Origin of the sequence: Giesbergeria sinuosa, from assembly GCF_042652905.1 — a bacterium.
Taxonomy (GTDB): Bacteria; Pseudomonadota; Gammaproteobacteria; order Burkholderiales; family Burkholderiaceae_C; genus Simplicispira; species Simplicispira sinuosa.
In genome coordinates, this window is the sequence record NZ_JBHSHJ010000004.1 from 233,131 (window position 1) to 254,238 (window position 21,108).

The 21,108-nt window shown below is 57.9% G+C and carries 19 protein-coding genes; 16 read left to right on the forward strand and 3 right to left on the reverse strand.

Features of this window, described 5'->3' with window-relative positions:
- Nucleotides 1-12: 12 nt before the first annotated feature.
- From ACFO6X_RS07655 to ACFO6X_RS07665, 3 genes are all read right to left on the reverse strand, one after another.
- Nucleotides 13-1,527: an NAD(P)H-hydrate dehydratase gene (locus tag ACFO6X_RS07655; protein WP_382431658.1), complete on the reverse strand. Its 1,515-nt coding sequence runs from the start codon at nucleotides 1,525-1,527 to the stop codon at nucleotides 13-15.
- Between the two features lie 12 nt (nucleotides 1,528-1,539).
- The gene (locus ACFO6X_RS07660) at nucleotides 1,540-4,230 is read right to left on the reverse strand and encodes a bifunctional acetate--CoA ligase family protein/GNAT family N-acetyltransferase (protein WP_382431660.1); all 2,691 of its coding nucleotides are present in this window, start codon (nucleotides 4,228-4,230) and stop codon (nucleotides 1,540-1,542) included.
- Between the two features lie 135 nt (nucleotides 4,231-4,365).
- Nucleotides 4,366-5,736: an amidase gene (locus tag ACFO6X_RS07665; protein WP_382431662.1), complete on the reverse strand. Its 1,371-nt coding sequence runs from the start codon at nucleotides 5,734-5,736 to the stop codon at nucleotides 4,366-4,368.
- Nucleotides 5,737-5,901: 165 nt separating this feature from the next.
- Here ACFO6X_RS07665 and rpsB point away from each other — a divergent pair, with 165 nt between their 5' ends.
- The 16 genes from rpsB (at nucleotide 5,902) to ACFO6X_RS07745 (ending at nucleotide 20,983) form a co-directional block, all read left to right on the forward strand.
- Nucleotides 5,902-6,657, forward strand: coding sequence for a 30S ribosomal protein S2 (rpsB, locus tag ACFO6X_RS07670; protein WP_382431664.1), 756 nt, complete (start codon nucleotides 5,902-5,904; stop codon nucleotides 6,655-6,657).
- Between the two features lie 97 nt (nucleotides 6,658-6,754).
- Nucleotides 6,755-7,654, forward strand: a complete 900-nt coding sequence (tsf, locus tag ACFO6X_RS07675; protein WP_382431666.1) for a translation elongation factor Ts — start codon at nucleotides 6,755-6,757, stop codon at nucleotides 7,652-7,654.
- Nucleotides 7,655-7,712: 58 nt separating this feature from the next.
- Nucleotides 7,713-8,435 carry a UMP kinase gene (pyrH, locus tag ACFO6X_RS07680; protein ID WP_382431668.1) on the forward strand — a complete coding sequence of 241 codons (723 nt, stop codon included), beginning with the start codon at nucleotides 7,713-7,715 and terminating at the stop codon, nucleotides 8,433-8,435.
- A 63-nt stretch (nucleotides 8,436-8,498) separates the two neighbouring features.
- A complete protein-coding gene (gene frr, locus ACFO6X_RS07685; protein WP_382431670.1) occupies nucleotides 8,499-9,059 on the forward strand; it encodes a ribosome recycling factor in 561 nt (186 codons plus the stop codon).
- A 19-nt stretch (nucleotides 9,060-9,078) separates the two neighbouring features.
- Entirely contained in the window at nucleotides 9,079-9,816 is a 738-nt protein-coding gene (gene uppS / locus ACFO6X_RS07690) for a polyprenyl diphosphate synthase (protein ID WP_382431672.1), read from the forward strand.
- A 9-nt stretch (nucleotides 9,817-9,825) separates the two neighbouring features.
- Nucleotides 9,826-10,674, forward strand: coding sequence for a phosphatidate cytidylyltransferase (locus tag ACFO6X_RS07695; protein ID WP_382431674.1), 849 nt, complete (start codon nucleotides 9,826-9,828; stop codon nucleotides 10,672-10,674).
- A gap of 20 nt (nucleotides 10,675-10,694) precedes the next feature.
- On the forward strand, nucleotides 10,695-11,885 hold the full coding sequence (gene ispC, locus ACFO6X_RS07700; RefSeq protein WP_382431676.1) for a 1-deoxy-D-xylulose-5-phosphate reductoisomerase: 1,191 nt from the start codon (nucleotides 10,695-10,697) through the stop codon (nucleotides 11,883-11,885).
- Between the two features lie 31 nt (nucleotides 11,886-11,916).
- Complete coding sequence (gene rseP / locus ACFO6X_RS07705; RefSeq protein WP_382431678.1) at nucleotides 11,917-13,278, forward strand: RIP metalloprotease RseP; 1,362 nt, start codon at nucleotides 11,917-11,919, stop codon at nucleotides 13,276-13,278.
- Nucleotides 13,279-13,323: 45 nt separating this feature from the next.
- Nucleotides 13,324-15,621 carry an outer membrane protein assembly factor BamA gene (gene bamA, locus ACFO6X_RS07710; protein WP_382431680.1) on the forward strand — a complete coding sequence of 766 codons (2,298 nt, stop codon included), beginning with the start codon at nucleotides 13,324-13,326 and terminating at the stop codon, nucleotides 15,619-15,621.
- The gene (locus ACFO6X_RS07715; RefSeq protein WP_382431682.1) at nucleotides 15,621-16,136 is read left to right on the forward strand and encodes an OmpH/Skp family outer membrane protein; all 516 of its coding nucleotides are present in this window, start codon (nucleotides 15,621-15,623) and stop codon (nucleotides 16,134-16,136) included. Before bamA ends, ACFO6X_RS07715 begins: the two co-directional genes overlap by 1 nt.
- 27 nt (nucleotides 16,137-16,163) lie before the next feature.
- Complete coding sequence (gene lpxD / locus ACFO6X_RS07720) at nucleotides 16,164-17,141, forward strand: UDP-3-O-(3-hydroxymyristoyl)glucosamine N-acyltransferase (protein ID WP_382431684.1); 978 nt, start codon at nucleotides 16,164-16,166, stop codon at nucleotides 17,139-17,141.
- A gap of 12 nt (nucleotides 17,142-17,153) precedes the next feature.
- Complete coding sequence (gene fabZ / locus ACFO6X_RS07725; RefSeq protein WP_382431686.1) at nucleotides 17,154-17,594, forward strand: 3-hydroxyacyl-ACP dehydratase FabZ; 441 nt, start codon at nucleotides 17,154-17,156, stop codon at nucleotides 17,592-17,594.
- 22 nt (nucleotides 17,595-17,616) lie between these two features.
- A complete protein-coding gene (lpxA, locus tag ACFO6X_RS07730; RefSeq protein ID WP_382431688.1) occupies nucleotides 17,617-18,405 on the forward strand; it encodes an acyl-ACP--UDP-N-acetylglucosamine O-acyltransferase in 789 nt (262 codons plus the stop codon).
- 10 nt (nucleotides 18,406-18,415) lie between these two features.
- Nucleotides 18,416-19,576 (forward strand): lipid-A-disaccharide synthase, encoded by a 1,161-nt coding sequence (lpxB, locus tag ACFO6X_RS07735; RefSeq protein WP_382431690.1) that lies wholly within the window; start codon nucleotides 18,416-18,418, stop codon nucleotides 19,574-19,576.
- On the forward strand, nucleotides 19,548-20,192 hold the full coding sequence (gene rnhB / locus ACFO6X_RS07740) for a ribonuclease HII (protein WP_382431692.1): 645 nt from the start codon (nucleotides 19,548-19,550) through the stop codon (nucleotides 20,190-20,192). The genes lpxB and rnhB overlap by 29 nt, the downstream gene beginning before the upstream one ends.
- Nucleotides 20,189-20,983, forward strand: coding sequence for a TrmH family RNA methyltransferase (locus ACFO6X_RS07745; protein ID WP_382431694.1), 795 nt, complete (start codon nucleotides 20,189-20,191; stop codon nucleotides 20,981-20,983). The genes rnhB and ACFO6X_RS07745 overlap by 4 nt, the downstream gene beginning before the upstream one ends.
- Nucleotides 20,984-21,108: the final 125 nt, after the last annotated feature.

The window sequence follows — 21,108 nt, forward strand, 5'->3', positions numbered from 1 at the left end:
TGCCACCCAGGTTCAAGCCAGTGGCAATAGTCGGCAAGCCAGTGCGTTGGCGGTCAGTGGTAGGTTTGGTGGCCAGAGGTCTGCCGCCTCGCCGTGTGCAAAAACTGCACCGCAGGCTGCTGCATCTGGATTGAGACCCAAGGCCAGACAAGCGCCCACCATGCCGGCCAGCACATCGCCGGTGCCTGCACTGGCCAGTCGGGCATTGCCTGTAGGATTGAGTCGTGGGGGTTGATTTGGTGTGGCAATGATGGTGCCAGTGCCTTTGAGCACAGTGATACACCCAAAACGTTGTGCGAGTTGTTGGGCTGCCTGTAAACGCTGTGCTTGCACCCAGCCCACCTCCGTGCCAAGCAGCCGTGCTGCCTCTAGTGGATGCGGCGTGAGCACCGTGTGGTGTTGACGATGCGCACGCGCTTGCAGGGCTTCTTGCAGCAAGGGATCAACAGCGATTGCATTAAGCGCATCGGCATCAAGCACCAGCTGCGCCGAGTGGGTCAGTATTTGGTGCAGAACTGCATGGATGGCTTGGCCGCCGCCGCAGCCACAGACCACGGTCAACTGCTCAAGGTTCAGAGCTTGGATATGGCGCAGCATCAGTTCGGGTTGCACGGTGTCTATGCTGGGGCTGGCGTCATCGCACAGGCACAGCAAGACGCGTCCAGCACCGCTGTGCAGTGCTGCTCGGGCGGCGAGCAAGGCCGCACCACCCATGCCCATGCCGCGCTGGCCCAAGCCCTCCCCACCGATGACAGCCACATCACCATAGTTTCCCTTGTGACTGGCATGCAGGCGTGTGGCTGGTGCTGGGCGAGCATTGAGCCAGGCGGTGGGTTGCTGTGGGAGCTGAGGGCAGCCCAAATCATCAAACCAGACGGTGCCTGCGGCATCGCGCCCTGCCCCTGTGAATAACCCTGGCTTGAGCGTGAGCAAACTCAGGGTATGGCGAGGGTTGGCATTCAGGGTGCCAGGCGCTGGGGCCAGTCCTGTAGCAAACTGACCCGTGTCAGCCAGCAAGCCGCTAGGCACATCGACAGCCAGCACTGGCGCAGTGCAGGAGCGTATCTGGGCCAAGGTACTCAGCAGTGGATGATGGGCCGACAAAGGGCGTTGTCCGCTGGCGGACAGCCCCACCCCCAACAGGGCATCAATGCACAGATCTTGCGGCCCCAAGGCCGGAGGCTGGTTAGAGAAGCACACACCGGCCTGCTGGGCACGTTGCCAAGAGCGGAGCGCGTCTGCTGGGAGTCGCTCACGTTCGCCCAACCAAGTGACGACTACAGGCAGGTTGTGTTGGTGCAGGTGCATCGCTGCCTCAAAGCCATCACCACCGTTGTTACCGGGGCCACAGACTATCCAAAAGGTGCGTGCATGGGGTGCCAACGCTCTGGCTAACTGCGCTAGCGCCAGCCCCGCCCGTTGCATCAGGGTGTGCGGTGGCAACAGGGCTGCTGCGGCAGTCTCCAGTTGCCTTGTGCTCGCACTGTCCAGTAAGGCATGTGCTGGCCCAGGTGTGATGCGGTACATGGCAAAAGACTTTTAGAGCTTGTGGGTGACGAGCTTGAAGTCGGGGTCTTCTTCGTAAGACTTGATGGCGAATCCTAGGCTACGCATCAATTTGAGCATGGGGCTGTTGTTGGCTAATACCAAGCCTTCAATGTCGTTCAGACCCTTCTCGCGTGCTACGTCCATGATGCTGTGCATCAGGCGTGAGCCCAACCCCTTGCCATTGAAGTCATCGGCCACCACCAAAGCGAATTCGCAACTGGTGCGATCGGGGTTGGTGACGTAGCGCGATACACCCACCATGCGTTCGGTTTCATGGATCTCTCCATCTTCGGTAGCCGTGCGCTGTTTGTGGATGGCTACAAGCGCCATCTCACGGTCGTAATCGATCAGCGTGAAGCGTGCCAGCATCGAAGGTGGCAATTCCGCCATAGAGGAAACAAACCGGTAATAGCGGCTTTGCGGCGACAAGCTCTGCACCAGCGTTTGCAGCATTTGCGCATCGCCTGGATGGATCGGTCGAATAGTGTATTCACCGCCACCGCGCAGCGGCCAGATTTGCTCGTGGCGGGCTGGGTAGGGCAGGATAGCCAGATGGCTGTATTGCAGGTTGCCGCTGGTGTTGGATTGGGGTGCATGGTCAATTGCAATGCGCGCATCTACGGCCACAGCACTGTGTTCATCCACGATGATGGGATTGATGTCCATCTCGCGCAATTGGGGCAGTTCGCAGGCCATTTCAGAGACGCGCAGCAGAATTTGCTCGAGCGCCTCCAGATTGGCGGGGCCAGTACCGCGCCAAGCCCCCAAGGTTTCGGCCACACGCGAACGCTCGATCAGACGGTGTGACAAAAATTGATTCAATGGGGGCAATTCCATTGCTTTGTCGTTGATCAGTTCAATCATGGTGCCACCAGCACCGAAAGAGATCACCGGGCCAAAGGGGTCGTCGCAGACCAGACCAATGCAAATTTCGCGGCCCCGGTGTGTTCGGGCCATCTTTTGCACCGTAACGCCATTGATGCGCGCTTGGGGTTGTGCCTGGGCCACACGTTGCACCATGTCGGTAAAGGTGTCACGGGCGCTGGTGCCGTTCATGATGTTGAGGGCCACGCCCCCCACGTCGGATTTGTGTGTGATATCGGGCGAATCAATTTTGAGTGCCACCGGGAAGCCCAGCTGCGTGGCAATCATCATGGCCTCGTGGGCGCTGCGGGCCAAAATGGTCTTGGTGACTGGGATGTGAAAGGCCGCCAACAGCGTTTTCGATTCCATTTCAGTCAGTACCTTGCGCCGCTCGGCCAAGGCGCTTTCAATCACCAGCCGGGCACCCTCGATGTCGGGTTTGGCCAAGGTGGACAGCGGTGAAGGCGTTTGTTGCAGCAGTTGCTGGTTTTGGTAAAACGAAGCAATGTTGCCAAAGGCTCCAACGGCAGCTTCAGGTGTCCGAAAGCTCGGAATAACCGCATCTTTGAGTATGCTGCGTCCTGGGCCCACAGAGGCATCGCCCATCCAGCAAGTCAGCAAGGGCTTGGCCATGTGGGCTTTGGCGTTAGCCAATGCTTGGGCAATAGCTTCGGCATCGGCGCCAGGGCGTGGAGAAAAAATAGCCAGCACGCCGTCAATCTGGCGCTCTTTGTTGGCTGCCTCAATGGCGGCTTGGTAGTGTTCGGGGCCAGCACATTCAGACAGATCGATCAGGTCGGTGAGTGAGGCCCGGCTGGACAGCTGTGGTCGTAGTGCGCTGATGGATTCTGGCGAGAGCTTGCCCAGTTCTAGGCCAATTTCGTTCACCCAGTCGGCTGCCAGCACACCGGGGCCACCGCCATTGGCCACAATAGCCAGCCGTTTGCCCACTGGGCGGTAGCGCGAAGCCAGGCATTTGGTGGCAGAGAACAATTCGACAAATGAGCGCACGCGCACGGCACCAGCCCGCCGCAGAGCGGCATCAAATACATCGTTGCTGCCAACAATGGCGCCGCTGTGGGTTTGTGCTGCCTCGTTGCCTGCGGCCTTGCGCCCCCCCTTGAGCACCACCACCGGTTTGGCATTGGCCGCCGAGCGCAGGGCGCTCATGAACCGGCGTGCGTTGCTGATGCCTTCCATGTAAACCACGATGCTTTGCGTGAGGCGGTCGTGTGCCAGGAAGTCGAGCACTTGGGCAATGTCGATGCTGGTATTGGGGCCGAGCGACACCACGGAGGAAAAACCCACGCCATTGTTGCGTGCCCAGTCCAAAATGGAGGAAGTGAGCGCACCAGACTGGCATACCAGTGCCAGTGATCCTGTGTGCGCCAGTGCGCCTGCTGCGCTGGCATTGAGGTGCAGGGGCGGGCGTTGCAAGCCTAGGCAGTTGGGGCCCAGCAGATGAATGCCTTCACGCTCTGAAATATGCTTGAGCCGGGCAGCCTCTTCTGCACTGGTGCTGCTGGAGATGACCAGTGCCGAGCGGCACTTCATTCGTCCGGCCAGCTCTAGGGCATTGCCCACCTCGTCTGGGGGCAGGGCAATGATGGCCAAATCTGCCTTGGTTTGTGCCAGATCAGCCAGCGTGCCGGTGGACTGTATGCTGATGAACTGAAGCGAGCCGCTGTACTGTTGCGCCTTGAGCGATTCACACAACATCCGTGCTTGCGCCGTTTGGGTGTCTGGGGCATCTGGCTGGCCCGCAAAAACGACAATCGATTGAGGGGAAAAGAGCGGGGTAAGGTAGTGGTTGTCCATGTTTTCTTACTCGAAGGGCCATCAAAATGCCGACCCCGACCAAGTCGGGCGCACAGAAGATGCAGCCAAAACTACATCACAGACACTGTAGCCAGTCTTGGGCTGTATCTGGAGAAAAAATTAAGCCGTAGCGGGCTACTGCCGAGCCAGAGCTTCCTCAACACGCAGCCCAATATGCAGCACCGTATCGTCATGGAGTGCGGTGTGCCAGAGCATCAAGCCCACAGGCCATTCACCTTGCTGGTGGCAGGGCAGTGACAACGCACAGCCATCCAGCAAATTAACTACGCTGGTATTGCGCAGCAGCAGCGCATTGGTGCGGAAGAATTCGGCATCGCGCTCGGCATCTTGGGCAGCATCTTGGTGTCTGGCAGGCGCCACGGAGGCTATGCTGGGGGCCACAATCGGTACGGTGGGAGACAGCAAAGCATCGACATTGGCCAACTGACGTTGCATCCGTTCCATCCAGTGTTGGCGCGTGCGTAGCAGATCCAAATAATCAGCCGCCAACATGCTGGCCCCCCGCTCAATGCGGCTGCGCACGCGTGGGTCGTATTGCGGGCCATATTGGCTGAGCAGTTGGCGGTGCCAAGCGTAGCTTTCTGCCGCTGTCAGACCACCGCCTGTTTGCAAAGCCAGTACATCGGTGGTCTCTGGCAAGGCCATTTCGGTGATGTGGGCGCCTGCACGGCGTAGGGTCTGTAGTGTGCGGGCAAAGACATGGGCCACATGGCTGTCCAGAGACTCCAAAAAAAGTGCCCCCGGCACCGCCAGCCGCCAACCCGATAAGGGGACTGGATTGTGCCGGACGCGCCGTGCAGCCAATACCTCATGGGCCAGCACTGCGTCACGCACGGAGCGTGTCAGTGCGCCTACTGTATCTAAGGTGGGGGACAGTGGCACCATGCCAGCGGTGGGCACCAGCCTGGCCGTACTCTTGAAGCCAACAAGACCGTTGAGTGCTGCTGGAATGCGCAATGAGCCACCTGTGTCAGAACCCAAGCCAATAAATGCAGCCCCAGTGGCTACCGAGATAGCGGCCCCTGAGGAGGAACCTCCTGGCACAAGTGCTGGGCCGGGCAAGGCACCAAAGCGTCCATCCCAGGCGGCAGGGGTGCCAAAGTGCGGATTGGTGCCCACACCCGAGAAAGCAAATTCCACCATGTTGCTCCGCCCGATGAGCACAGCGCCTGCTGTGCGCAGCCGGGTTACGGCAGGCGCATCTTGTCGAGCCACTGGCGCATGGGCGAGCGCCACAGAACCTGCCGGAGTGGGCTGGCCTTCAATGTCAAACAGGTCTTTCACCGAGACTGCCAGCCCCGCCAGTGGCAACCGTGCCACCGCAGGCTGTGCAGCATGGTGGCGCGCCTCCTCAAACATCGTGCGGGTAAAGGCATGTGCACAGGCTGAAGACTGGGCGCTGGCAATGCTGCGCTCCATCTCGGCGCTGGCGCTGCTTTGGCCACGCTGCACCAGTTGCCGTGTGGTGTCAAGGTCGTTCATCATGGATATGCTAGAATATTAGGGTTTTGCCGACTGTCAGAGGCCGTTTCCTTGGGCACTACAGTCTAGTGGCAAGACTAATCCCAAACCAGCCCATTCAAGGTGTTGTCGTCCGTATTGGGCACAAATGTCGGGCTGGGTTTTAGACCCAACCTTTGGAAAAATACCATGTCCGTTACCATGCGCGAAATGCTGGAAGCCGGTGTCCACTTTGGTCACCAAACCCGCTTCTGGAACCCCAAGATGGCCCCGTTCATCTTCGGCCATCGCAACAAGATTCACATCATCAACTTGGAAAAGTCTCTGCCTTTGTTGCAGGACGCCGCCAAGTTTGCCAAGCAACTGTCGGCCAATGGCGGCACCATCCTCATGGTGGGTACCAAGCGCCAAGCCCGCGACACCATCGCTGCTGAAGCCGCCCGTGCTGGCGTGCCTTTCGTCAACCAGCGTTGGTTAGGCGGTATGCTGACCAACTTCAAGACGGTCAAGACTTCGATCAAGCGCCTCAAGGACATGAAGGCCCAGCAAGAAGCTGGTCTGGAAGCCATGAGCAAGAAAGAGCAGCTGATGTTTGCTCGCGAGATCGAAAAGCTGGAAAAGGACATTGGCGGCATTCAAGACATGACCGCTTTGCCCGATGCCATCTTCGTCATCGACGTGGGCTTCCACAAGATTGCTATCGCTGAAGCCAAGAAGCTGGGCATCCCACTGATTGGTGTGGTCGATACCAACCACTCGCCCGATGGCATTGGCTACGTTATCCCCGGCAACGACGACTCGGCCAAGGCCGTGGATCTGTACGCCCGCGTGATTGCTGACGCCATCATCGAAGGCCGTGCCAATGCCGTGGAAGATGTAGCCCGTGCCGTGGCTGCACCTGAAGGTACCGACGAGTTTGTGGAAGTGCAAGACGCTGCCGCCTAATCGGCCAGCCTCACTGCGCGGATCGCGGTAAAAAGCGGGGCTGATGTAGCCCCCTTTTTTTATCTTGAATCGATTGAACTGAATACGGAGAAAACAAATGGCTGCAATTACCGCAAGCATGGTCGCTGAACTGCGCGCTAAGACCGATGCCCCGATGATGGAATGCAAAAAGGCACTGACCGAAGCCGATGGCGACATGGCCAAGGCCGAAGAGTTGCTGCGTGTCAAGCTGGGCACCAAGGCAGGCAAGGCTGCTTCGCGCATCACCGCTGAAGGCGTGGTGGCTGTGCACATTGAAGGCAATGTGGGTGGTCTGATCGAAGTCAACAGCGAAACCGACTTCGTTAGCAAGAACGATAGCTTCATCGCTATGGCCAATGCTGCTGCCAAGCTGGTGGCACAAAACAATCCTGCCGATGTAGCAGCACTGGGCGCTCTGGCCTACGAGCAAGACAGCTTTGGCCCCACCTTGGAAGACGTGCGCAAGGGTCTGATCGGCAAGATCGGTGAGAACATGTCTTTCCGCCGCTTCAAGACCTTCTCGGGCGGTAGCCAATTGGCTTCCTACCTGCACGGCTCGCGCATTGGCGTAGTGGTCGAGTATGAAGGTGATGCTACGGCTGCCAAGGACGTGGCTATGCATGTGGCCGCCATGAAGCCCGTGGCCTTGACCAGCGCCGAAGTGCCTGCCGACCTGATCGAAAAAGAGCGCAGCGTGGCAACTGCCAAGGCTGCCGAATCGGGCAAGCCCGCCGACATCGTTGCCAAGATGGTCGAAGGCTCTGTAGCCAAGTACCTCAAGGAAGTCTCACTGGCTGACCAAGTGTTCGTCAAGGCTGCCGATGGCAAGCAAACCGTGGCTCAGATGCTCAAGGCCGCCAACACCACCATCAAGGGCTTTACCCTGTACGTAGTGGGCGAAGGCATTGAGAAGAAGGTTGACGACTTTGCTGCTGAAGTGGCTGCCCAAGTGGCCGCTGCCAAGGCTGCTGCCTGATTGTTGACTGGCCCCACCCATTTCCCCTTTCATCACCTACCCTTACGGAGAATTTCCCATGACCCTCGTGACACCGGCCTACAAGCGCATCCTGCTCAAGTTGTCGGGCGAGGCCCTGATGGGCGATGATGCTTTTGGTATTAACCGAGCAACCATCGAGCGCATGGTCTCTGAAGTGGCCGAAGTCACCGCCATGGGGGTAGAGGTGGCCGTGGTGATTGGTGGGGGCAATATCTTCCGTGGGGTTGCGGGCGGATCGGCAGGTATGGATCGCGCCACAGCAGACTACATGGGTATGCTGGCCACGGTGATGAATGCCTTGGCGCTGGCCGATGCCATGGATCGCCAGGGTCTGACAGCGCGTGTGATGTCGGCCATCTCGATTGAGCAGGTGGTCGAGCCTTATGTGCGTCCCAAGGCCCTGCAATACCTCGAAGAAGGCAAGGTGGTGGTTTTTGCTGCTGGCACCGGCAACCCCTTCTTCACCACCGACACTGCGGCTGCTTTGCGGGGGGCCGAAATTGGGGCCGAACTGGTGCTAAAGGCTACCAAGGTAGATGGTGTCTATTCTGCCGATCCGCACAAAGATCCTACCGCCACGCGCTATGTTCAGTTGAGCTTTGATGAGGCGATGGTGCGCAATCTGGGCATCATGGACGCTACCGCTTTTGCCCTGTGCCGCGACCAGAAACTGCCTGTAAAAGTGTTTTCCATCATCAAGCCTGGCGCCCTCAAGCGTGTGGTGCTCGGTGAAGATGAAGGCACGCTGGTTTACGCTTGACATGTGGGTCTGTATTGCCACGCTGTGTGGCACATGGGCCAGCATTGCATTTCAGGAAACAACATGACGATTGCCGATACCAAGAAAACCATGGAAACCAAAATGGATCAGTCCATTGTGGCTTTCAAAAGCAACCTGCAAAAAATCCGCACAGGTCGGGCCAATCCGGCTTTGTTGGATGTGATCCACGTCGAATACTATGGCTCGATGGTGCCCCTGAGCCAAGTGGCCAATGTGTCGCTGCTGGATTCGCGCACCATCAGCGTGCAGCCGTGGGAAAAGAACTTGGGCTCCAAGATCGAAAAAGCCATCCGTGAGAGTGATTTGGGTCTGAACCCCGCCTCGATGGGGGATTTGATTCGCGTGCCCATGCCTCCTATGAGCGAAGAGCGCCGCAAAGAGATGACCAAGTTGGCGCGCAACGAGGGCGAGTCGGCCAAAATTGCCATTCGCAACCTGCGCCGTGATGCCAACGAATCGGTGAAAAAGCTTGTCAAAGACAAGCTCGCTTCTGAAGACGAGCAAAAGCGATCTGAAACCGAAATTCAGAAAGTCACAGACCGGCATATTGCTGAGATCGATACGCTGGTAGCGGCCAAAGAGCAAGAAATTATGGCGGTTTGAGGCCAGGCAGCAGCGTTCTGTGTCTACCGCTCTTTCTGCACCAGTTCCCCACCATATTGCCATCGTGATGGATGGCAATGGGCGTTGGGCTCAGCGCCGTTTCCTGCCGCGTCTGGCCGGGCACAAACAGGGTGTAACAGCCTTGCGTCGATGTGTGCAAGCTTGTGCACAGCGGGGTGTGGCCGTGCTGACGGTATTTGCGTTTTCTTCCGAAAATTGGGGCCGTCCTGCTGAAGAGGTCACGGGTCTGTTGGACTTGCTGGCTTTGGCCTTATCGCGTGAAGTGCCCCAGTTGTGCAAGGATGGCGTGCGTGTGCGCTTTATTGGCGACCGCGTCAGTTTGTCCTCTAGGGTGCGTCAAGGCTTGGAGCAGGCCGAAGCCACCACCGCCCACAACAGCCGCTTGCTGCTCAACATTTGCTTTAATTATGGTGGCCGTTGGGATATTGCCCAAGCAGCGGCCACATTGGCTGCTCGTGGCGAGCCGATCACTGAAGCTAGTTTGAATGCAGCAATGGCTCTGTCGGGGGTGTCTGATCCCGATTTGCTCATTCGCACCGGTGGGGAGATGCGCCTGAGTAATTTTCTGCTCTGGCAGTCGGCTTACTCTGAACTGTTGTTCAGCGATAAACTCTGGCCCGACTTTGATGAAGCTGCATTAGACGCAGCGATTGCCGATTACCGCACGCGTGAGCGCCGTTTTGGTAAAACCTCCGAGCAAGTGCTGGCCGTGCCTAGCCCCTCTTTGCCAGCCTGAAAGGGCACCATGCTGCAACAGCGCGTACTCACGGCCTTGGCTTTGCTGGCAATTTTGTTGCCAGCCCTGATCTATCCCTCGTTTGTGCCTTTTGCCTTGGTGGTATTGGTGCTGATGGCGGCTGCCGCTTGGGAGTGGGGACGGCTCAATGGCTGTGCCATGTTGCCTGCTTTGTTGTTAGGTGCAGGCTGTGTGGCATTGTGTTTACTGACTTGGTGGCTAGGTTGGCTACAGCAAGCCCTGATGCCATTGTGGTTGGGCGCTGGGCTGTTTTGGGTGGTGAGTGTGGTGCTCATGTTGCGTGCGGGGGTCACGGGTTGGCCACGCATTCCGATGACAGTGCGGTTGGTCGCTGGGGTCGTGGCGCTGTGGCTGGCTTGGCTGGCAGCGGTGCAAGCCCGTCTGGTAGGTATCAATTTTTTGCTCTCGGCGCTGGCCTTGGTGTGGGTGGCCGACATTGCCGCCTACGGTGCAGGCCGGGCATTGGGTTTGCGTTTCACTCGCCAGAAGTTGGCACCATCCATCAGCCCTGGTAAAACATGGGAAGGCGTGGGTGGCGCGGCGGTGGGTGTGCTGTTGTTGGCTTGGGGCTGGGTAGCAGCCGAGGCTGCTTGGCATACACCCGTGGCCAGTTTGTTTGCGCGCCTAGCCCAGCAAAGCTGGTGGTTGCTGTTGCCTGTGGTGTTGTTTATGGTGGCGATGAGTGTGGCGGGTGATTTGGTCGAATCACTCATCAAGCGTGCTGCAGGTGCTAAAGACAGTAGCCGCCTGTTACCTGGTCACGGTGGTGTGTTAGACCGCGTAGATGCCTTGCTGCCGACCCTGCCTTTGGCGATGATGTTTTTCTCTTTGCTGTAAAAAGCGAGCACAAGAAGCCCATGAAACAACGGATTACGGTGCTGGGTTCGACCGGCTCGATTGGTAGCAATACCTTGGATGTGCTGGCACGCCATCCAGAGCGTTTTGAGGTTTTTGCTCTCAGTGCTGCCACCCAAGTGGACTTGATGCTGACGCAATGTGCCCAGTTCCGGCCCCGTTATGCTGTCATGGCCAGTGCCCCCCATGCACAGCTGCTGGCAGACAAAATGCAAGCCCAGGGGCTGACAACCCAAGTGCTCTCTACCCCTGATGCGCTAGAAACCATTGCAGCCCACCCTGATGTGGATGCGGTGATGGCCGCCATTGTGGGTGCGGCGGGTTTGGCTCCCTGTCTGGCGGCTGCACGGGCTGGCAAACGATTGCTGTTGGCAAACAAAGAGGCGCTGGTGGTGGGGGGCGAGGTGTTTATGCGTGCCGTGCGTGAAGGTGGTGCAACCCTGTTGCCCATCGATAGCGAGCACTCCGCTATTTTCCAATCCCTGCCCGAAGACCCTTCTACTTGGGAGCGGCGGGTCGAAAAAATTATCCTGACTGCTTCGGGGGGGCCATTTCGCAGTCGAGCCCCCGAAACCTTGCGGGAAGTGACCCCAGAGCAAGCTTGTGCCCATCCCAACTGGGTGATGGGGCGCAAAATTTCGGTTGATTCAGCCACCATGATGAACAAAGCCTTGGAGGTGATTGAGGCCCGTTATCTGTTTGGTTTGGCTCCGGCACGGCTGGATGTGGTCATTCATCCACAAAGCATCATTCACTCGATGGTGCAGTACCGCGATACCTCGGTGGTGGCACAGTTGGGTACGCCCGATATGCGCGTGCCAATCGCTTACGGCCTTTCTTGGCCCGATCGCATCGAGTCTGGAGCGGCTGCATTGGACTTTCATGCGCTCTCCGCCATGACTTTCGAGGCCATTGACGACCACGGTCACCCAGGGCGTTTTCCAGGGCTACGGCTGGCCTGGGAGGCGCTGGAGGCACCAACAGGCACCACAGCGGTGCTCAATGCTGCCAATGAGGTCGCTGTCGCCACCTTTCTGGAGCGCCGCATCCGCTTTGATCAGATCCATGCGGTGAATCAAGCCACCTTGGCGGCGGTAGTGCCGGCACATCCAGATTCTTTACAAGATCTGTTGGCACTGGATGCACAGGCCCGTGCCGCCGCACACCGTGCTGCGGCACGTATGGCTGCATGAAGCGGTTTGTCCTGCTGGAGACATCTCTACCATGCTGACCGTTGTGGCTTTTGTATTGGCATTGGGGATCCTGATTGCTGTGCATGAATATGGGCACTATCGGGTGGCAGTGGCTTGTGGTGTCAAGGTGCTGCGGTTTTCTGTGGGGTTTGGTCAACCGTTGTGGCGTTGGCAATCCCCTGTGTCCGGAACGGAGTTTGTACTGGCAGCCTTTCCTTTGGGCGGTTATGTACGGATGCTGGATGAGCGCGAGGCACCTGTGCCAGCCCATGAGCGCCATTTGGCATTCAATACGCAACCTTTACGGGTGCGGGCCGCCATCGTGGCTGCGGGGCCAGTAGCCAATTTGCTACTGGCTATCTTCCTGTATCCAGGGGTGAATTGGACAGGGGTGGAAGAGCCAGTAGCACGGCTAGCCAGTCCGGTGCCAGAGTCAGTTGCGCAAAAGGCCGGTTTGCAGGGTGGCGATTGGGTGCGCAATGCAGCTATGGGGAGCGAAGAACTCCGTCCGGTGCGTTCGTTTGAAGACCTGCGCTGGATGTTGACCCAGGCGGCACTGGACACAACCTCAATTCGGTTAGAGGTGCAGTCGGCAGAAGGTGCGCGCTTGCGTTCAGTGGTATTGTCTTTCGAGCAACTCGATGTGCGAGAGGCTGATGCCCAGCTTTTGCGCAAGGTGGGCATTGTTTCACCCTGGACTCGTCCACTGATTGGTAGCCTCAAGCCTGAAGGGGCCGGTCAGCGGGCTGGTTTGCGCGAGGGCGATTTGGTCTTGCAGGTGGGCGCTGTTGATGTGGTTGATGGGCAACAGTTGCGTGAACTGATCCGAACCTCTGTCCGCGCAGGTCAGCCCATCACACAGACTTGGCGTTTGCAACGTGCTGGGCAGGTATTGACACTGGAAGTGACCCCAGATTTGATGCAGGAGCCCGCCGGTATGGTGGCCCGCATTGGTGCTTATGTGGGCGCTCCTCCTGAACTGGTGGTGGTGGAATATGGCCTGGGGGAAAGTCTCTGGAATGGTGCTGTGCGCACTTGGGATGTAGCACTGCTGACCCTGCGCATGATGGGGCGTATGGTGGTGGGAGAGGCTTCGCTCAAAAATCTGAGCGGCCCACTCACCATTGCCGATTATGCGGGGCGTTCTGCCAGCATGGGGCTGACCCAGTATGTGTTGTTCTTGGCACTGATCAGTGTCAGCTTGGGTGTGCTCAATCTGTTGCCCTTGCCGGTCTTGGATGGTGGGCACCTGATGTATTATCTTTGGGAGGGCGTAACAGGCAAAGGGGTTTCCGATGCTTGGATGGAGCGCCTACAGCGTGGCGGTGTTGCTCTGCTGTTGCTCATGATGTCTATCGCCTTGTTCAACGATATCACCCGGCTTTTCGGCTAATCTTACGCACACCGCTGGATGGCAGCGGTGGCATTCGCTTGATCCATGAAAACACATATCCACCGCTTTGGCATGCGTACTGCATCGGCTGTTGCCGCCATGATTTTTGCTGCCCAGGCAGCGTGGGCACTGGAGCCTTTCCAGGTTCAAGACATCCGTATTGAGGGCTTACAACGCATTGAGCCAGGCACTGTGTTTGCCTCCATGCCGCTGCGGGTGGGTGAACAATACAACGACGAAAAGGGTGCCGCAGCTATCCGTGCCTTGTTTGCGTTGGGTGTGTTCAAGGATGTGCGCCTGCAAGCCAATGGTAATGTGCTGGTGGTGGTGGTTGAAGAGCGCCCTACCATTGCCGATGTGGATTTTGCAGGCACCCGCGAGTTTGATAAGGATGCACTCAAAAAGAGTATGCGCGATGTGGGCTTGGCCGATGGCCGCCCCTATGACAAGGCGCTGACCGATCGGGCCGAGCAAGAGCTCAAGCGCCAATACATCAACAAAGGGTTTTATGGGGCCGAGGTGGTCACCACCGTCACTCCTGTGGAGCGTAACCGGGTGAACCTCAGCTTCACCATTGTCGAAGGCGAGAGCGCACGCATCAAAGATATTCAGATCGTGGGCAACAAGGCATTCAGTGATGCCACCTTGAAAGACTTGTTCAATCAGGATACCGGGGGCTGGTTGAGTTGGTATACCAAGTCCGACCGTTATGCACGCTCCAAACTCAATGCCGATCTGGAAGCACTGCGCTCTTACTACCTGCAACGGGGCTATCTGGAGTTCCGCATCGATTCGACCCAGGTGGCTATTTCGCCCGACAAGCAGGATATTTCCATCACCATCAACGTCACGGAGGGTGAGCCTTACGTGGTGTCGGCAGTCAAGCTCGAGGGCAACTACCTGGAGCGTGAGAACGAATTCAAGGCATTGGTAGCCATTCGCCCCGGTGAGCCTTACAACGCTGACCAAGTAGCCGAGACCACCAAGGCATTCTCAGAGCATTTTGGTAATTTTGGTTTTGCCTTTGCCCGTGTAGAAGCCGCCCCAGAAATTGACCGAGAAAACAATCGGGTGGTACTGGTGTTGCAGGCCGAGCCATCGCGTCGAGCCTATGTGCGCCGCATTCAGTTGGCAGGTAACAACCGCACCCGCGATGAAGTCATTCGCCGCGAATTCCGCCAGTTTGAATCCTCATGGTACGACGGCGAGAAAATCCGTCTCTCCCGCGACCGGGTAGATCGGTTGGGTTACTTCACCAGTGTGGACATTGAGACTCAGGAAGTCCCTGGCGCTCCCGATCAGGTGGATTTGGTCGTTACCGTAGCGGAAAAGCCAACCGGATCGCTGCAATTGGGCGCTGGCTTCTCGAGCGCCGAGAAGGTATCGTTCTCTTTCTCCATCAAGCAAGAAAATGTGTTTGGTTCTGGCAACTACCTTGGGGTGGATGTCAATACCAGCAAGTACAACCGCAATTTGGTTTTTAGTACCACCAACCCATATTTCACAGCCGATGGTATTTCGCGCACCCTCGACCTGTACCATCGTACCAACAAGCCCTATCAAGACCAGGGCGGCAACTACGAGTTGATCAGCACCGGGGCCAGCGTCCGTTTTGGCATTCCGTTCAGTGAGACCGATACCGTATTCTTTGGTGGTGGTGCCGAGCGCAACCAGATTAAGGCGGGCACCAATATCCCAGCGGCTTACTTGGCCTACGCAGACGAGTTTGGCGATACCAGCACTTCCGTGCCTCTGACCATTGGCTGGGCGCGTGATGCCCGCGACAGCGCGCTGGCACCCAACACCGGCCGCTATCAGCGCCTGAATTCTGAATGGTCGGTGGCTGGTGACGCGCGTTACGTGCGTGCCAATTACCAGTATCAGCAATATGTGCCATTGAGCAAGCGATTTACGCTGGCTTTCAATGGAGAATTGGGCTGGGGCAAAGGGATGAACAACCGACCCTTCCCAGTGTTCAAGAATTTCTACTCGGGTGGTCTGGGTTCGGTGCGTGGTTTTGACCAAGGTACGTTGGGGCCACGCGATGTGACAGGGGCGTCTTTGGGTGGCCCGAAAAAAGTCACGCTTAACCTGGAGTTGATCACGCCCTTCCCAGGGGCGGGTAACGACCGCACTTTGCGCATGTTTACCTTTGTTGACGCAGGCAATGTGTTTGGCGAAAACGAGAAGGTCGCTTGGGGTGATATGCGGGCATCTGTGGGCTTGGGTTTGAGTTGGATTTCTCCCTTGGGGCCACTGCGTCTGGCCTTTGCACAGCCAGTGCGTAAGTTTGCTGGCGATAGAATCCAGAAACTGCAATTCCAGATTGGAACGTCTTTCTAATGAAAACATTTTCTCGCTCTCTGTCCCTGGCACTGGTGCTGGGTTCCTTGGTTGTGGCTGCACCTGTACAGGCGCAGGACTTCAGGGCCGGCTTTGTCAACACCGATCGCATCTTCCGTGAAGCTGGCACGGCCAAAGCGGCACAAGGCCGTCTGGAGCAGGAGTTTTCCCGCCGCGACAAGGAAATCATCGACCAAGGCAACGCCCTGAAGGCTGCTACAGAAAAATTCGAGCGTGAAGCACCCACGATGGCGGAGAGCCAGCGTTTGGCCCGCCAGCGCCAATTGGTGGATCAAGACCGTGACCTGCAACGCAAGCGCCGCGAGTTTCAAGAAGACCTGAACACCCGCAAAAATGAAGAACTGGCCCAAGTGTTGGAGCGTGCCAACAAGGTGGTCAAGCAGGTGGCAGAGGCAGAAAAATACGATGTGATTCTGGATCAGGCGGTTTACATCAATCCCAAGCACGACATCACTGACAAAGTGATCAAGGCGTTGAATGCCGCAGCCAAGTAAGGCGCAGTTTTGGCAGGTGGGTGGCGCGTGAGCTTGTCTCTTGGTGAAATCGTTGCGGCGCTGGGTGGCTCACTGGAGGGAAACCCTCAAGTCACCATAGAGCGTCTGGCCCCGCTGGAAGTGGCGGGGCCGCAAGAGCTCAGTTTCTTGAGCAATCCCCGCTATCGGCAGCAACTGGCCGCCTCCCGGGCGGCCTGTGTCATTGTGGCCCCTGCATTGCGGGAGGTTGCACTGGTGCGGGGGGCTTGTATCGTCAGTGACGATCCTTACGCCTACTTTGCCAGAACCACGCAGCTCTGGAAGCAGCGCCACGCTGTCCCAGTGCTTGCCGGTATTCATCCGAGCGCGGTGGTTGATCCCGCGGCTGTGATCGACCCTACGGCCTCGATTGGCCCTTTGTGTGTGGTCGAGCGCGGTGCGGTCATTGGTGCTGGTACGGTGCTCAAATCTCGGGTCACGGTCAGCGAAGGTTGCCAGATTGGTGCGCGCTGTATTGTGCATCCTGGGGTGGTGATTGGTGCTGATGGTTTTGGTTTTGCCCCCCAGCAGAAACAGTGGATCAAAATTGAGCAGCTCGGTGCGGTACGCATTGGTGACGATGTGGAAATTGGCGCCAATACCTGTATTGACCGGGGTGCATTGCAGGACACCGTGATTGAAGATGGTGTCAAGTTGGATAATCTGGTGCAAATTGGTCACAACGTGCGTGTCGGCCAACACACGGCCATGGCCGGTTGTGTGGGTGTAGCGGGCAGCGCCACCATTGGTTCTCATTGCACCATTGGTGGTGGTGCCGTTGTGCTGGGGCATTTAACCTTGGCCGATGGCGTCAACGTTTCTGCGGCCACTGTCGTCACACATTCACTCAACCGCCCCGGACATTACACCGGCATGTTTCCCATTGATGACAATGCGCAATGGGAAAAAAACGCTGCCACACTCAAACAACTACACCGGCTGCGTGAACGCATCAAGGCGCTAGAGCGCGGCCCTGACGCAGCCTGAACGGAACCGATCATGATGGACATCCACGCAATTCTCAAGCAACTGCCCCACCGCTATCCTTTTTTGTTGGTGGATCGTGTGGTGGAGTTGGAGCGCAATCAGCGCATCCGGGCGATCAAGAACGTCACGTTCAATGAGCCTTACTTCACAGGTCATTTTCCAGGCCGTCCGGTCATGCCGGGTGTGCTGATTCTGGAGGCTTTGGCGCAAGCGGCAGGGCTGTTGGCCTTTGATGCGATGGGGCAGGTGCCCGATGAGAACAATATCTATTATTTTGTGGGCATCGACAGCGCACGCTTCAAGCGGCCTGTAGAGCCGGGTGACCAGCTCATTCTCGATATCACCATCGATCGGGTGCGTGGCGGTATCTGGAAGTTCAAGGGCGTGGGGCGCGTGGGTGAGGAGGTCGCTTGCGAGGCTGAACTGATGTGTACCATGCGCAGCGTGGCCTAAGCGGGAGTGGCAGGTTTTGGCTGTGAGCACGATTCACTCTACGGCGTTGGTCGATGCTGCCGCGCAGATAGATAGCAGCGTCACCATTGGGCCTTATGCCGTCATTGGCCCCCACGTCACGATAGGGGCGGGTTCTACGGTGGGAGCCCATTGTGTCATTGAGGGGCACACCACTATCGGGCAGGACAACCGCATCTTTCAATTTGCCTCGTTGGGCGCCGCCCCGCAAGACAAGAAATATGCAGGTGAACCCACCCGATTGGTGATTGGGGATCGCAACACCATTCGCGAATTCTGCACCTTCAATACTGGTACGGTACAAGACCAAGGCATAACCACCATTGGCAATGACAACTGGATCATGGCTTATGTCCATATCGCCCACGATTGTGTGGTGGGTAACCAGACCATTCTTGCCAACAATGCAACATTGGCAGGCCATGTGCAAGTGGGCGATTACGCCATCATTGGTGGCCTGACGGGCGTGCACCAGTTCACTCAAGTGGGTGCCCATGTGATGGCCGGTTTTGCCAGCCATATCTCGCAAGATGTGCCGCCGTTCATGATGGTGGACGGCAACCCGTTGGCGGTGCGTGGCTTTAATTTGGAAGGGCTGCGCCGACGCGGGTTTTCTCCGGCCCGCATCGCGGCTGTCAAGCAGATGCACCGCCTGTTGTACCGGCAGGGTCTGACGCTGGATGCCGCCCGCAGCGCGATTGCTGAGTTGCCCGCCACCTACCCGGAAGCTACTGACGATATTGCCTTGTTATTGGCCTTCCTTGAGGCATCCGCACGCGGTATTGCCCGCTAGGCAGACACTGATGAGCAAGCATCTACCCCGCATTGCCATGGTGGCAGGCGAAGCCTCTGGCGATTTACTGGCCGGGTTGCTACTGGACGGTATGCAGCACTATTGGCCCGGCTTGCCCAGCCAAGGCATTGGTGGCCCACAAATGGCCCGGCGGGGGTTTGAGGCATGGTGGCCCAGCGACAAGCTGGCCGTACATGGTTATAGCCTTGAAGTGTTGCGCCGCCTGGGGGAAATCATCCAGATCCGCCGCCAGTTACGCACGCGATTGTTGCAAGACAAGCCGGATGTATTCATTGGGGTGGATGCCCCCGATTTCAATCTGGGGCTGGAACGTGATTTGCGGGCCGCTGGGATCAAGACCGTGCATTTTATTTGCCCTTCTATTTGGGCTTGGCGTGCCAAACGGGTAGAAAAAATTCGCCGGGCGGCCCACCATGTGCTGTGTGTCTTTCCATTCGAGCCAGAGTTGTTGGCCCGTCATGGGATTGCCGCCACGTATGTAGGGCACCCTTTGGCAAATGTGATTCCGCTGGAGCCAGACCGTTTGGCGGCCCGTAAGGCGTTGGGCTTAGAGCCGGAAGATACGGTGTTGGCTATTTTGCCAGGCAGCCGTGGGGCAGAAATCAAATACATCACGCCAGCCTTTTTGCAGGCGGCTGCTTTGGTGCGCCAAGTCTATCCGGGCTTGAAGTTGGTGCTGCCTGCCGTACCCGCATGGCGGGCGACGATTGAAGGCATGGCCCATGCTGCGGGTCTGGACGGAGTGTTGCAAGTGGTCACTGGGCAATCGCATACTGTGCTGGCCGCTTGTGATCTGACCTTGATTGCCAGTGGTACCGCTACCCTAGAGGCGGCTTTGTTCAAGCGACCGATGGTCATTGCCTACCGAATGCAGTCCCTGAGTTGGCAACTCATGCAGCGTAAGCAGTTGCAGCCTTGGGTAGGCCTGCCTAATATCCTGTGTGGTGAGTTTGTGGTGCCAGAGCTGATTCAAGGGGCTGCTACGCCTCAGGCTTTGGCCGGTGCGGTGCTCGAATGGCTGGATGCACGCCAACACGCTCCCGAGCGTATCGCGGGGCTGCATCAGCGTTTTATGGCTTTGCACCATAGCTTGCGCCGCAACACTTCTGCTTTGGCTGCCGATGCCATCCGACAAGTTCTTGCTGCCTGAACAGCATTGTTTGCCTTGGCATCCTCCAGGCTTGGTAGCCGGGGTGGATGAGGCTGGGCGGGGGCCGCTGGCAGGGCCAGTGGTGGCTGCGGCTGTCATTCTGGATGAATTGCACCCCATTGAGGGGCTGGCCGATTCTAAAAAACTGACGCCAACTCGGCGCGAGGCGCTGTTTGATGAGATTCGTGCCAAGGCACTGTGTTGTAGTATTGCCCAAGCCAGCGTAGAAGAAGTCGACCGCCTGAATATCTTGCAAGCTACCCTGTTGGCTATGCGCCGCGCCGTGCTGGGGCTGCGCCTCAAGCCAGTGATGGCGCTGGTCGATGGCAACCGTCTGCCCCAACTGGACATGCCCGCTGAGGCGATTGTCAAGGGCGATGCGCTGGTGCCCGCCATTTCGGCAGCCTCTATTTTGGCCAAGGTGTACCGAGACCGCTGGTGCCTGCAAGCCGATACACAGTATCCAGACTATGGTTTTGCGCTACACAAGGGCTATGGCACCGCAGCCCATTTGGCCGCCTTACAAGCGCATGGCCCTTGCCCGCTGCACCGCTACTCTTTTGCTCCGGTGGCTAAGGCCCAACGGGCCGTTGTTAGCGTAAAAGACGTTTTATGACCGCTCCTTCCGTCACTCTGATCCACTCCCGCGATAACCCCCTGCTCAAAGATTTGCGCCGTCTGGCCCAAGACAGCACCGCTTACCGTAAGCAGGGCCGGGTTTGGCTAGAGGGCGATCATCTTTGCCGTGCTGCCTTGGCGCGGGGTTTGCAACCGGCTGTCGCGGTCTTTGCAGAATCTTTCTGGTCGGCGGCACCGCCCGCATGGGCACAAGGGGCTGGCCGGGTGGTGGTGATACCGGACGGGTTGTTTGCTGACATCAGCGGCCTAGAGTCGCCAGCCCAAATGGGTTATGTGATGGATTACGCTGCCGCCCCGGCCGTGCTGCCCGATGCACCCACTGTGGTGCTAGACCGGGTGCAAGATGCGGGCAATGTGGGTTCCATTTTGCGCAGTGCGGCCGCTTTTGGCTTTGTGCAGGTGTTGGCCCTCAAAGGTACAGCGGCACTGTGGGCACCCAAAGTGCTGCGGGCTGGTATGGGTGCACATTTTGGTTTGCGCTTGCTCGAAGGTTTACAGCCTGAGGCCTTGGATGCTTTGCAGATGCCCTTGATTGTCACCAGCTCGCACCAAGGGGCCTTGATTCAGCACCAAACCCTGCCTTGGCCTTGCGCTTGGGCTTTGGGCCACGAAGGCCAAGGGGTGGGCGATGCGGTGGCGGCCCGCGCGGCTTTGTCGGTACGCATTGCCCAACCCGGTGGTGAAGAATCACTCAACGTGGCCGCAGCCGCCGCCATCTGCTTGCACGCCAGCGCGGTGGCGGCTTTTGCCCCTGCTTCAGCCACTTGAGGCCACGGGTTTTCCCTGAAACTGTCATTCAGAAATCATGGTCATTGGCTATAATAGGCGGCTTTTACGCATCCCTTACGCCTAGCGCAGCTTCATAGCCGACCCCCACAAGAGCTTTTGCACGA